Here is a 12931-nt window from a genome sequence, read left to right on the forward strand (position 1 = left end):
GCAACCGATCGCGTGCGATGTCGTCCAGCGCGATGATGGAATGTGGTCCTCGGCACCGGCGATGATACGCCCGACCCTTTCGAGACGAGCCAGTTTGCGCAAGCCGTCGCTTGGCAGATGCGTCGCTACTAGGGACGCACCGGCTCCCGCGAGAGCCGGTTCTACCGAGGGCGGATCAAGCAGTGGCGAGACGGACGGTCGCTTTGCGAAATTGCCCTAAGAGCGTGTTTTTCGTATCTAATTGTCTCATGGCAACGAATCGAAATGCCGGATGGGTGACCGATATCGAGTTTGTGTTCGCCGAATGCGAGCGGATTCAAAAGGCGATCTCGGCCGCGGCCAGTTTGCAGGACCTTCCGAAACAGGACATGTGGGGCGACCTACCTCACCCGGAGGGTAAGGGATCGCTGATGTGCGGGCGCGCAGCCGACCTGCGGGTTTGGCGGCTGGCCGAACAGGCGATAAAATGCAGCGATGCCATGGGCACCATCGAAATCGCGCCGGTGCACAAGGCGCTCGGCAAGATCCTCGTCCAGCGCTTTGTGGCCGAGCGTCGACCGCTCGATGAACAGCAGGCCGAACGGGCTCTCTCTTCGGCAGTTAAAGAAGCCAAAAAAGCCCGGATGAACCGGACACATTATTTCCCCTGTCGACTAATGCGCAGCAAGGAGCCTCCCAGCTTCGCTATCGGCCCTGTTACGTTCTACACGCTCGAACGCTTCAACGAATTGATGGCTCCCCATTACAAAAGCCTCGCACGGCGCAGCGGTAAGGATTCGGAAAAGGAGCCGAATGAGCGATTGCTTGCCAGCGCGCGGCATTATTATGACGGCTTCACATGGGTCGGCGAGGTCAACATACTGAATTGCGACGGCGGGACTTCGCTCGAACGTGGCCGGATGGCGGTGACCGGGGCGGTCAACCTGGTGCATATTCTGTTCGGGTCGTATCACACGCGCCCAATGGATATCGGTGGACCGCGCCTCGAAACGGACCGCCGGTCGCATATGTCACTCGATCCGAAAAACGGCCTCTATATCTCGTGCTCCAGCGCCTCCACTTCGGCGGTGGGCTTCGGGGACGATTGGGTAAAGTTTCTCGAAGGCGATGATATGGCGGTGCTACTTCGCGCCGCCAACAAAGCACTGGAAACGGTTGTCAATCCGGCGATCAAGCGGACACTGGGATCACGCTTGTTGGACTCTGCTGCATGGTTCGGTGATGCGGTTCGCGAGGAGTCCCCTGCCGCACAAATCATCAAAGCGGTAACGGCGCTCGAACGGCTGGTGCTAACCTCGGAACATGAAGACATCAAAAAGACGGTGAGCCAGCGCGGTGCGGCGATCCGGTATGCCCCAGCTGACACCAAGTCGTTTGAAGAACTGGAAAGCGAGCTTGCGGAAGCTTACGTGATGCGCTCGCGCCTCGCCCATGGCTCTCTATCGCCCTTCGATCCGGAAGTAGGCGCCTTCGCACCGGTCTGCCTGCACCGGATCGAACAGGTGATCTGTTGGGGATTAGGTCTGTTTGAAGCGCACGGGCTCTTCGACCGCGAATTGACGAATAGGCAAATGGCCGAAGGGTTCGACGGCCTGGTTTCATTTGCACAAAAGCGTAGCGCACCCGACGATACTCCCGCCTGAAACGTCGTCGGGGATATGATCAGCACTTGAAACGAAACCGGCCCGCCACAGGACTGGCGCGGGCCGATCGTTCGGAACCGGAGCGAAGAAGGCGTCAGACCACAACACCATCATCGAAACAACCGGGTCGTGAGGAGACACGACCCAATTGGCCTGCATGGTTTATCGCGTCATCGTTGCGTATCCACACATTCGCTGAACAGAACAGTCCGCTCGACATGCAACACGTCATCAGACTAGTTTGTGCCAAGCCTCACTTTGAAGCTCGTTCTTGAATATTATGCTCGTTCGCTCTCTGCGTACAACGAGCCAACGCATCTCTTGCAATGCTGGCTGACCTTTCCAGTATTAGAAGCATCGACGTCAAATTCTCGATCGTTGCTTCCTCCATTCGAAGGTTTTGGGGAGCTAACGTCACGCGAATCAGCTGATCAAGCGACAATCGGGAGGCCCGCATTCCCGTCGAAGAAACGTTATCCTGTTCAAACGAAGCCTCAGGAATGACGTCACCGTCCGGGGTAAGTCTGCACCACAGCGTCAAGCTAGATGAAATTGCTTCTTCTAGTAGTTTGGCTGGAATTTCAATTGCTGCGACGACAATGTCGGTCCCAACAATCCTGTATCCAAACCGATAAGAGCTACCTGACGTGCTCGTCTCTAGCAGACAAACACGCTCGACAAAGGGTTCAATTGCTTGTCGGGCAGAAGCAGCCAACACTGTGAACTCCGTCAACTCAATAGCCCCAGCCAAAATACCTAATTTATCGGTATCTGAAAAGTAGTTCTATGTGTCTGGCCCCCCTCGGGAGGCTAGATGCCCAAAACGGTTACCTCGCCCATTCAAAAGAAGCTCGCCGCAATGTTGGTGGAGCTAAGAAAGGGTGCGGGTCTGCGTCAGGTTGATCTCGCGAATAAGCTCGGGGTTTACCAGTCTTGGGTAACCCACCTGGAGTCCGGGCAGCGTCGAATAGACGTTGTCGAACTCATCGAGTTAGGGCGAGCCATTGGGTTTGACCCGGCCGAGGTTGTGCGGAAACTCAATAAGCGCTAGGCGCGGCCTCAGGCCGTTTGTCGACGGATGCCCCGCTCCGTCGGGCTAGGTTTGGGTGCGCTTAATAGACGGGCGAGTCCATATGCTTGACGCGGGCCGGGTACCGGCCGCCACATTTGGGCGGCTCAAACTCGCCCGACAAAGGTCAGGACTGTGCCACTATCCCAAAGACTTCTACCACCGACTTTGAACGGACTGACATCTGGTGGCGCCCATGTGGCCTTTTGACCAACAGCAGACTTCCTCTACTCGATAGCCAATAGTTCCCGAAGAGCTGGAGGCAAATTTTTATAGCATCGCCATAACCGGCGAAAGACGGCCGAGCAGCGATTGTTGACGCAGCGAGGCTTTCATTTGCTGAGGCCAACGCCTGACGCTGACAGCGGCCCTTGGGCCCCCTGCAAGAAGTCATCGGCAGACTTGATAAAGAAGGCCATAGGGACGCTCGATGTATGCTTCTCAGAGCTTGACATCAGAAGAAGGCGATTGACTGTGTTGTCCTGGATTCCTCCCGGAGGGAGGACGCACGAGATGCACCCCTCCTTCACGGGCACGCCCGACTTCTTGAATTCCGTCTGCGCCAAGGCATGCGCTTTCGCGAACCGGCTGACCAACTGCGCCTCGCGATTGGGTCTCGCCCCGCGCTCCTCAAGATTGGAAAGGTACTTGAAGAGGTCGCGGAGTAAATCAGAGTAGCCCGTGCCTATGTTGCTCAAGGCCGCGGCCACAACATCCGTCGTGTTCTGCGGGAACGCGAATTTCGAGCACTCAATGTCGGTCACGAGCGGGGCTAGACCGGGAGTCGCGGCCTTGTACCGACGCCGGACGGCGCCCTGGACTTCGCTCCAGCGGAATGTGCTATCGGTGACGATGCAGGCACCGGTTGCCTGGGCCAAGTACATCGTCATCTCGAAATTCGGTACGAACTTGAACATATTCATCTGCCCGCCGCCTTTGCCGCCTTCCAACGAGCCTTCCTGGAGGACGGCCAGCGGATCATCCTCCCGCATCCGCACGCTAGCGCGCATCACCGCTTCAACATTCTCCTCACTAAGGCCCGGCTTGAGCTCACGGAGTTGCCGGCGCATCGCGTCCGGCGGCATAAGCATGATGCCGCGTCGATGGTCCTCTTCCATCGTCTTTAGCAAGCGCGGGTCATCCTTCGGGTGGAACCGCGAAGCTCGAGCCCGTGCCATGCTCATCATCTGCTTGCGAAGATGAAAATCGAAGTCGCAGGGATCCGGTATGAGGTTGATTAAGCCTAGGTCGACGAGCGGCATGACGTTCAGGAAGAACAAGATCGTCTTCAGGAACTCTTGCCGATAGGACTTCGGATTGCCGGTCGGGCTCATCTCCTTTTTCATTATTCCAGGGTGAACGAACGGGTGCGCTACGATCAGCTCGCCGAAGTACAGAGGCGCTGCCAAGGCAAAGTTCGTGATGGACGACGGGTGGATGGATCCAGTGTAGATAGCGCGAGCCTCGCCGTCGGGCTTGGGCAACAGCGCGAGTAGGTCGGTCTCGAGCGGCCACAACCCTTCGTAGAGATTATATATCTCACGGATCTTCTCGTCGGTCAGCTCGCGGCGAATCTGCACCCAGTCCTTCCCGGACTCAAGCTCCAGCACGTTCACGATGGCGTTTTGAAGCATTAGATTACGCTCGCGGATACTCCTCTCGTTCCAGGCTGGGCGCAGCGCCTCCGGCTTGGACTGGCAGCAATCTTTGAACGATCTCCCGCGCCCGCATCCGCAGTAGTCGACCGGCCGCAACGGCTTTTCCGGTGGCCTCTTGATCAAGAACTCGCGCGGCTTCTCGGTCCTACCGAACTCGTCCTGGTAGTGCACATCGCCGCTCTCGTACTTAACGAATATCTCGCCGCCGAACTCGAAAAGGCCGAACTCCGGCGGCATAATCGTTTTTCTGAGCTCACTCCACGACTGCGTTACGGTCCTTTCCGGATAGAGCCATTCCTTGCGCCCGCCACCGACATACCGGCGCGCGCGCTTCTTGACGATAAAGTTTATTTGCGCGACTTCCTGCGCGGTGAGCTTACGCTCGCGGATGAACGAATCGATCTTGGTCATGTACTGTCGATAGTTGCGCGCAAAGGTCCTCTTCTTTAGGGGATTGGTGCTCGGGTCCTTCGCGTACTCCAGGTTCGTGAGAATCAGGCAGTGGTTGCGGTCCATCGGGTAAAGCGTCTGCGAACCCCGCAGTGCTATTCCGGGATCAAGCGGGTACGCACACGCGCCATCGGTGGGAGGGACCGCATGGTTGTAGATCGTCACGGGATGGTCGCTCGTAATAAACTTCACGTCGGAGTCCTCGGCAGAGACAATCTCGCGCACGCCGCCGACCCAGATCGCGCAGTGCAGCATGCGGATGCCCTGCATCTCGAACATCAGCTCGTTCTGCGTCAGGGCCGGATATTGAGCTTTGAGCCAGTCTAAGCCCTTCGGAGTCCGGATTTTCTGAGTATCGAGAAACTCGAAGAAGTCCTGGAAATGATTGTGCCATTCGTGCATGTCCGAGCCGATGAAGGCGCGGACGGCCTTTGAACCCCTGGTGTCAACATCGCCAAATAGGCGGCGCTCGATTTCATCGTTGACGGACGTTCCAAAGAACGTTGAATACAAGTCTTTCTGACGAAATGCCAATGAGGTTGGCGTATCGTTCCACACGCCCCTCTGGGTAATCACGCGGCCGTCCGCCAGGATCTGCCGGTCAGGTGTCATGTCGACGTAGGCAAGCGACGAGCGCCCAGGTTCGAAGAACCCCTCTTGGTACCATTGGGGGACGTAGTGGTTGTTTCTCGTGACCGGCATCCCAGCGATTCGCCCGACATTGCGACACCCCAATGCGATTACCCGACTTCCATCACTATTGTCGACGGTCGCATCCTCTCAACCAAGTGGTTACTAGCGCGCGAGCAGGTCAAACAGCTAAGCTCGACTTGCTCCCAGGCTCCGCTGTTTCTGCTACTGGCCTTTGGCGGGCGTCCCTTCGTCCGCGCCTGATACCAGATGTTGGCGCTCAACTGGACATGCCTCTCTCTCTTAAAGCTGGCCTCTTTTGGACGGCCCGAACATCCTTCACCTCTCCCCTTCCGGGTGGTTCGAAGCCTACCAATGCGAGGGGACAGCAGTAGCGGCGACTGTCACCGACATCCGCAGCTCCAGCGCCCCCTTTCCCCCGATGGGTATCGTCCCGTGTCTCCGAGACAAACGGATGCCACTGCCTAAAATCTTCAAAGGAAAATGCAGCCCAATTTCGGAAGAAAGTTGAAACGCTTGGGGACGTTATAGCGACACGGGGCTTGTCAACGGCGCTAACTCCTGGATGTGCAGGCAATCACTTAGTCGCACTCCGGCGACAGTGCTTTTATCTTGCGGTACACCCTCTACTCATATCCGCTCGCTCAAACTTCCCTTTCCTGCTGTGACAAGGTCCTTGCATCGACGCCACTCAGCGTCGCCGAGCGTGAAATCCCGTTGCATCACGAGCGTCCTGAAGCGACGATACCTGGCCGGAAACACAAAGATTCCGAGCACGGAGATCGCAAATTGGAGCCTTCGAAGCTCCGCGAACCGACGAAGATTCTCACGTCGGCCGAGTGAATTTCTTCGGCTGGGGCGAGCGCAAGACTAGTGCCCGGGAGACAAGAAGAAGGCTTCCGCGCATGCGCGGAAGCCGAAGATCTTGAGCCTAGTCGACAGGATTCCAGATCAGGAAGAAGCCGCCGTCGCCGTAGAGACCGGCTGTTCGACCAAGGTTGGCGCCGAGCTTGCGGACCCCGAGGTCGGGTGCCGAGAGTGACAGGCTGATGTAGTCCGCACCGCGGCTGCCGCCGCGCAGAATCCGGCCGGCTCCGACCTCAAGCCCCTGGGTGAAGATGCGGAATTCTGGCGAAGTATCGCCGGACTTGTCGCGGTTGGGCACGATGTCGATGTCGGCGCAAATCGACAGCACCTTGAGCTGGCCCCTGAAGCCGCCGTTGGTCGTGCGGGTGACGAATCCGATCGCAGTCATGGTCTGTCTCCTTCGTTGCCGCAGGGCCGATGCCCTGCGATGGCGAGACCGTCATGGCGGCTGGCCCGCATCCGAACCCCTGGGGCGAAGCGCAGCGGCGCACCCGAGAGCGCGCCTTTTTTGCAGCGAAGCGGCCGCGAGGAGCCGGCCTGCCGGCGGGGAAAAAAGCAAGCGTGCGAGGGTTTCGGGTGAGGGAACGGCTGCCATAGGTCGTAGCGCCACAGCAGGGAATCGTGTCCTTCGGACGAAGGCGACAGGCCTGGCCGCAGGGCGTCATCATCGCCAAAACGGCGCACGGGCAAGGGTTCGATGTTTGCGTGCCTGTCGATTTTCTCGTGATCCGGACGAGGTCATTTGGTCGGGCAAGCCGCTCGGTTGCACATCCAAGGCGTGAACCCGGAGCCGGCTCTCAAGCCGAAACAGTCGGCTGCGTAGATGACGCTTCGGCTCACAGACCGGCCACGAAATCGCATCTTGGAGCTCGCCTCATTCGCGTCTCGGCTCCTCGAATCTGGCCTGGAATACCTCGCAAATCAGCGGCAGTGAGCCTGCTTTCTGATGCAGAAAATGCTGCTCCGCCTCGCTTCAAAGTGGCGCAAGCAACACAAAAAGGCCCCGCCTCCGAAGAGGCGAGGCCGATGATCCGATTGGATCAGTCGCCGTTGCGGCGCGACCAGATCAGGCTGAAACCTTCCTCGCCTTCGACCTTGACCAGCGAGGCGTAGATCGGAGCAGGGAAGCTCGGATCGTCGAGCTTGACCGAGAGATATTCGCGGTCGCTGTCGCGGACGGTCTTCTTCCAGGCGGCGCCGAACTCGGTTGAGCCTGCGAAGATGCGGTAGTCGGGAGCCTTGTCGTTGTCCTTTTCGGAGGCCGTGAACTTGGCCTTGATGTTCAGCGTCAGCGTCTTGATCGAGCCGGTGTAGCCGTTGTCGGACGTGGTGAAGGTGCCGATGTTGGCCATGGTAATCTTCCTCTGTTGCTCGGGCCGCGACCATCGCAGCCTCGATGGCTGTCCTTGGCCCGGGGAGCGATCGGCCCGCAGCCGTAAGACCCGAAGCGCCAGCGGAGGACGGCGAAAGCCTGCTTTTTTGACTTCGCGCGAGGAATGCCGCGCTTGGCGGCAGGGGAAAAAAGCAGGCGTGAGCTGTTGCGGGAAGGCGATCGAGGCTCTTGCCGTCCCTCGGGCCTGATCAGCCCATTCGAGGGTGTGTTGGACGCGAGCCCGTGCCCAACTGACGTGGATTGCCATGGCTGCCAGCGCCCTCGCAGCATCGGAGAACGGCGGATTGATCGAAAGAAAGTCAGCGTCTGCACAGCAATTACAAGCACGATGCCAAAGGCAAATCGCGGTGAACCGGCTGCATTTTCGGTCAAGGGAAACGACAGCGCCGCCAGAATTATCAACCCGCCCGCGCTCTCGATGCGCGAGATCCGGACATGTTCAGAGCCGCAAGCCTGATGACCCCGTCCCTGAAAAAGGGAGGCGCTCTACGGCTACCCTGGGTACTCGCGGGCGACGTGGATTGGACGGCCCGGCGCGGCTTCAAGGAGGCGCTGGCGACGGCCTGCGCCGCTTCACTTCCTCTAAACCAGCCGCGCGCCGTCAGGTGCGCGGCCGCAAATTTAGAGTGTGCCGGGGCCGTCGTTGCGGCCCCGGCACACCATTTACTCAGCAGCTTGCGAACGGAGATCATCGCCTTGCGCCATGTCTGGCGCATCAGTCTGATCCCCCGTCCTGGCCGTTCGGAGCAACGACGGCAGCCAGCCGGTTGCCGCCAGCAGCTGCTCGGCGGCAGCCGCCATCTCGGCCTTTTTCAAGCCCGATAAGCGTTCGGCGGCCTCCTCGCTGACGCCCTCGCGGACGGCCTCAAGGATGACCGCCTTGGTGACGCGGCCGAGATAACTGCCGACCGTCGGCCGCCAGTATCCGGTCATGTCGAGGGCCACGGCCCCGGCCAAATGCCCGGCTGCCGCCAGCGCGCGAGGCCTGCGGTCGAACGGCAGCTTGACCGCATTGACGGTCAAGGCCGCGCAATGTGCGAACAAAGCCATGCGGCTATCGTGATCGAGTTCGGCCACGAAGTCCCATAGCCGGGCGACGTCCTTGGGCATCTGTCTTGCCCAATTGGTATGACGATCCGACCACGCCCTGCCGGCCGCCGTATCCTCGATTCCAACCGCGTGCACGGCCAAATCGATCTTCACCGGCTGGATGCCGACCACATGCGCATTGGCCCCGAGATAGAAGATTTGGGCGGTGAGCGCCTGCGTAACCGCCACAATGGCGATATCCGGCTGCTCACTCAGATTGAGCCGCAGCCCCAAGGTGCGATGCGCAGTGAGGTCACGAACGAGCATGTCGGAGAGCGGCTGCTCATCGTCCTCCTCGTCACCGGCGCCGTCCTCGTCTTCACCATCGCGCGGGCCTTGATCGTCTTCGCCATCCTCTCCGTCCCGTGCCTGCGCATCGCCCGCCTGTCCGGTTTCGCCGTGGGGTTGCTCGTCTTCGGGGCGGATAAATCCGCGTTCGACCCGGACACTACCGTCATGATTGAGGACCACGAAGGCGCCGCTGCGCGCGATCTCGTTGGGATCGTAGGCCTGCCGTTTTGCTTCCAGCCGGTCGATTTCGGCCTCCAGTTCACCGAACCGCGCATCCACCTCGTCAGCCAGTTCCTCGGCTGATTGATGCTGCTCGGTCAGCCGGTCGAACTCGCTCTGGACCGCCTCAAGGGCGGCCTGATCCTCCGCCGAAAGCTCGACCGGATGCGGGTAGACGCGGCGCATGCCATGGGCATGCGGGAAGTCGAGATGGGGCTCCGCCCACTTCCATCCCTCGGCCGCCCTTAAAGTATCAGCCTCGCGGCCAAGCCGCGCCGTCACCAAGAGATCAAGCAATGAGACGTCTTCCAGATAGCCACCGCGATCCTCGGTAAAGAGATCACGCAGGATCGTGCCGCCCGCCTCCGTATAGGCCTCGAGGCCGACAAGACGCGCACGGCGATCGCTTGCGGCAACATGGGTTTCGGTGAGGAGACGACGGATCGTGCTGGGATCGCAGTCGCAGGCGAAACGCTCATGGACCGCCTCCTGCCGGGCCTGATCGTCGGTGATGGCAAAGGCCATTACCTGCTCCAGCGTCAGATCGCCATCGCGATACAGCTGGATCAAGCGTGGGGATACCGCGCCCAACCGCAGGCGCTGCCGCACCACTTGCGCCGTCACGCCGAACCGCGCCGCGATCTCCTCGGCGCCAAAACCACGCTCGTCCGCCTGCTTCCGGAACGCCTCGAACTGGTCGGCCGGGTGCATGTTTTCGCGGGTGACATTCTCGTCCAGGCTGATCTCGTGCGGATCATTCGCGGTATCGACGACGCAGCGGATCGGCTCGGACTTTTTGATTTCCTTACGCTTCACCCGCAGCAGCTGGGCCAGCCGCCTGCCCTCGCCAATCGTCACGCAGAAGAACCCCGTGGCCGCCCCCTCGCCATCCACCTCCGGTTCAATCACCAGATTCTGCAGGATGCCCTTGGCGGCGATGCTCGCCGCCAACGCCTCGATCGCCGCCTCGCTGTGCGGCGTCTTGCGGGCATTCCTGGGCGACTTCTTGAGCTTGCTGAGTGGAACGCGAACCTCGGTTCCGCTCGGTATTCCAAATGATTTGTCCGACATGATCACTCTTCCTCTTGCTTCCATGGGTGCAAGGCGCACCGCGCGCCTGCGCCCCTGCCCGTCGGCGAGACTGGGGGTAGCAAGGGCCAGGGCGACCTGGGCGGTGGGGTATCTCCCGCCCGCGAGGGCCGCTTCGTGAGAAGCGGGTCTGCACAAGCGTGTGCCACGAAGTTCAAAGTCGGCAGATCGAGAACAGCGCGGAAGACCGGGGAGACCGCCCGGGGCGGCGCCGGCGCAAGCCGGCGCTTTACCCTGGTGCGCGCGAGGGGCAGCGCCCCTTCGCCACTGTCTTTCGATCACAGAGACGCGAAGCGTCCGCCATCGCACCAGAGGTGCGGTGATCGGGATGATTGCGGTGGTGATGCTCTCAAGCGTGAGAGTGCTTGCGCAACAAAGAGGAAGTGCAATCAAGCCAGGCGTGAGCAAATCAGGGAGCAGCCGACGACAGGGCAGTGATAGCGACGCGGGCATGCAATGACCGCGGGCACCGAGGCGACTGCGGTCGCAAGACCGGTTAACAAGGCACCCGAGCGCGGGGCAGTGATAGCGACGCCGGCATGCAATGCCGGCGGGGCCCGCGGGCGAGTGCCTCCGGCGAGCGACACATTATATTCTATGCTCTCTTACGTGCGCGAGGGATCGAAGCCGAATGGCCGAGACGCCGCACGGCTCGGTTGACGAGAGCCCATTGTGGCGATAGCCGCACGCGCCTGCGTTAGATGAAGCAACGCGATAACGCGAAGATGATCGACTTGACCAAACGGTCGTTAGCCCTCCTGAGATGACGCAAGTCCGCCGATCTCAGCGCGCGCTGCGGCAACTTTGCCCAGCTTGACGTTGAACGAGCGGACTCGATGATGTCAGCTGCGCTTCATGGCAATCGACACATCTGCAGACAAGCCAGCCAGCGTCGGCAGCAAGCGCGCTGTCAACGCGCGATACAATGTGTCGTCGCCCCGCTATCCGGAAAACGGCGCGTGGCCAGCCGAGATGCGCGTCGACATGCTCGCGGCATATCTCGATTTCAGGAGTGTGCGTGAACTGGTGCTTGCCGTCTCGCGAGGCGATGCGCCGTCACCGACGAGCAGTCGCGGTACTGGCCGGTCACGAGAAGCTATCTGGGCAAGAACGATCGTGGATGAGCATGTTGCAGGGGCCCGTGCCGTCAGGCAGAATCGGCCGACACACGATCTGGCAGCGTTGGTATGAAGCCTCCCAAGACCGTTCTGAGATTGCCGAGGTATTGCAGACGAAAGCCGTTGAAGTCTGGCCGATGGGCCTACTTTTTCGAGCCTCCAACGTGGGCGCGTGCGCAAGGGTGTCACGTCAAGGCGGAAGCACTTGGCGAGGATTACAGCACGGCGGTTGAGCGTGCAGAGTACGTTTTGCTGCCCGCCTTCGACAGCTGGCGCTCTCGCGGAATGACTGACCTCGTTCCGATTGGGGTCGCCCCGGGGTCCTTTGACTGGCTTGTCGGCGTCTTCAAATCCCATCAGAAGTGGAAGGAAATCGACCACAAGACCCAGCGGCTTTACGAGCAAGGCCTGTCCCTGTTCGCCAACTACAAGCTGAAGGATGGCACCCGCGCCGGGTCGAAGCAGATCTCCCAATTCACAAGGGGCTTTGCCGACACGGTCTATGCCAAGCTGCTCGTGGTGGAAGAGAAAGACGCGGACGGCAATGTTGTCGAACGCGAACGCCGCCGCTTCGCAAATGCCGCGATGGCCGCTTGCAGGCGTGCCTGGTTCGTCGGCCAGCGTTCTCAAGAAAAACACGTGCCGGCGGTCAATCCATTCTCTCGAATGGGCCTGAAGGCGCGCTCACCGGGCAAGCCTGTCCGGGAGACACCGACCGCGACCTGGGACGACCTCGTTGCGTTCAGGGAAGCCGCGAGGAAGCTCGGGTACTTCTCGGTTGCAACGGCAGCGTTGGTGACCTGGGAATGGTTGCAGCGTGAGGAGCATGTGTTCGGCGCCTTCGAGATCACGCACTACCGGCCGAAAGAACGGCCCAACAGTGTCAAGATCGTCCATCCCAAGAACGGCGAGGAAGCCTGGTGGCCGCTTTTCGATGACCGGGGGGAGGCCCTGTTCCCGGAGCTCATGGCCGAGCTCGACGCCATCAAGAAAGACATGGTTTCGGGGCTGGTTTTCCGTCGCGATCACGCGCACCGCAAATCGACTACCCCGTTACCATGGATCACCGAACGCAAGGATCTGCGGTACCTGCGCAGCGTCGTGAAGGACATCGTCGTGGCAGCCGGGATTCGGGCCGAATTGTCTTTTACCTCCTTCCGCCATGGCGGCTTCACGGAAGGGGCCGACAGCGACCTAACGGACGCGGAACTGCGTGCAGCAGGCCGCCACCGGTCGGCGCGGCAATTGCCGACCTACGCAAAACGGACCCGCAAACAGCTGATATCGGGGACGCTGAAACGGCGTGAGGAGCGAACAAAAGCAGCCGGTTTGTCGGAATAGACATGGCTGCTTGTCGGAATGACCGCTACGAGGGCTTACCTAAGCTATTGAAA

General features: G+C 60.3%; 9 protein-coding genes. 4 read left to right on the forward strand and 5 right to left on the reverse strand.

The genetic code is table 11. The features are described 5' to 3' along the window. Nucleotides 1-275 precede the first annotated feature (275 nt). Nucleotides 276-1643 (forward strand): hypothetical protein, encoded by a 1368-nt coding sequence (locus QMZ05_RS11365; protein ID WP_353700834.1) that lies wholly within the window; start codon nt 276-278, stop codon nt 1641-1643. 253 nt (nt 1644-1896) lie between these two features. Here QMZ05_RS11365 and QMZ05_RS11370 read toward each other — a convergent pair whose 3' ends face one another. After that, nucleotides 1897-2361 (reverse strand): hypothetical protein, encoded by a 465-nt coding sequence (locus tag QMZ05_RS11370; protein ID WP_353700835.1) that lies wholly within the window; start codon nt 2359-2361, stop codon nt 1897-1899. Nucleotides 2362-2457: 96 nt separating this feature from the next. Between QMZ05_RS11370 and QMZ05_RS11375 the strand changes: the two genes are divergently transcribed. After that, the gene (locus tag QMZ05_RS11375; protein ID WP_011084405.1) at nt 2458-2694 is read left to right on the forward strand and encodes a helix-turn-helix transcriptional regulator; all 237 of its coding nucleotides are present in this window, start codon (nt 2458-2460) and stop codon (nt 2692-2694) included. A 350-nt stretch (nt 2695-3044) separates the two neighbouring features. Here QMZ05_RS11375 and QMZ05_RS11380 read toward each other — a convergent pair whose 3' ends face one another. The 4 genes from QMZ05_RS11380 to QMZ05_RS11395 all read right to left on the reverse strand — a co-directional run bounded on the left by QMZ05_RS11380 (nt 3045) and on the right by QMZ05_RS11395 (nt 10401). Then, nucleotides 3045-5522 carry a DUF4238 domain-containing protein gene (locus QMZ05_RS11380; protein ID WP_353700836.1) on the reverse strand — a complete coding sequence of 826 codons (2478 nt, stop codon included), beginning with the start codon at nt 5520-5522 and terminating at the stop codon, nt 3045-3047. 880 nt (nt 5523-6402) lie between these two features. Further along, the gene (locus tag QMZ05_RS11385) at nt 6403-6726 is read right to left on the reverse strand and encodes a DUF736 family protein (RefSeq protein ID WP_353700837.1); all 324 of its coding nucleotides are present in this window, start codon (nt 6724-6726) and stop codon (nt 6403-6405) included. Nucleotides 6727-7378: 652 nt separating this feature from the next. Beyond that, entirely contained in the window at nt 7379-7690 is a 312-nt protein-coding gene (locus QMZ05_RS11390; RefSeq protein WP_353700838.1) for a DUF736 domain-containing protein, read from the reverse strand. A gap of 704 nt (nt 7691-8394) precedes the next feature. Next, nucleotides 8395-10401 (reverse strand): ParB N-terminal domain-containing protein, encoded by a 2007-nt coding sequence (locus QMZ05_RS11395; protein WP_353700839.1) that lies wholly within the window; start codon nt 10399-10401, stop codon nt 8395-8397. 873 nt (nt 10402-11274) lie between these two features. On the opposite strand from QMZ05_RS11395, the gene QMZ05_RS11400 reads away from it, so the two are divergent. Both QMZ05_RS11400 and QMZ05_RS11405 read left to right on the forward strand, forming a co-directional pair. Continuing rightward, nucleotides 11275-11610 carry a hypothetical protein gene (locus tag QMZ05_RS11400; RefSeq protein WP_353700840.1) on the forward strand — a complete coding sequence of 112 codons (336 nt, stop codon included), beginning with the start codon at nt 11275-11277 and terminating at the stop codon, nt 11608-11610. Between the two features lie 212 nt (nt 11611-11822). After that, nucleotides 11823-12878 (forward strand): hypothetical protein, encoded by a 1056-nt coding sequence (locus QMZ05_RS11405; protein WP_353700841.1) that lies wholly within the window; start codon nt 11823-11825, stop codon nt 12876-12878. The last annotated feature ends 53 nt before the right edge of the window (nt 12879-12931 follow it).

Origin of the sequence: Bradyrhizobium sp. INPA03-11B, from assembly GCF_040446015.1 — a bacterium.
Taxonomy (GTDB): Bacteria; Pseudomonadota; Alphaproteobacteria; order Rhizobiales; family Xanthobacteraceae; genus Bradyrhizobium; species Bradyrhizobium macuxiense_A.

Excerpts from the sequence above, each read along its gene's own strand:
- QMZ05_RS11375 (WP_011084405.1), top strand. The coding sequence starts at position 2,458 with ATGCCCAAAACGGTTACCTCGCCCATTCAAAAGAAGCTCGCCGCAATG.
- QMZ05_RS11380 (WP_353700836.1), bottom strand. The coding sequence starts at position 5,522 with ATGCCGGTCACGAGAAACAACCACTACGTCCCCCAATGGTACCAAGAG.
- QMZ05_RS11385 (WP_353700837.1), bottom strand. The coding sequence starts at position 6,726 with ATGACTGCGATCGGATTCGTCACCCGCACGACCAACGGCGGCTTCAGG.
- QMZ05_RS11390 (WP_353700838.1), bottom strand. The coding sequence starts at position 7,690 with ATGGCCAACATCGGCACCTTCACCACGTCCGACAACGGCTACACCGGC.
- QMZ05_RS11395 (WP_353700839.1), bottom strand. The coding sequence starts at position 10,401 with ATGTCGGACAAATCATTTGGAATACCGAGCGGAACCGAGGTTCGCGTT.
- QMZ05_RS11400 (WP_353700840.1), top strand. The coding sequence starts at position 11,275 with ATGGCAATCGACACATCTGCAGACAAGCCAGCCAGCGTCGGCAGCAAG.
- QMZ05_RS11405 (WP_353700841.1), top strand. The coding sequence starts at position 11,823 with ATGACTGACCTCGTTCCGATTGGGGTCGCCCCGGGGTCCTTTGACTGG.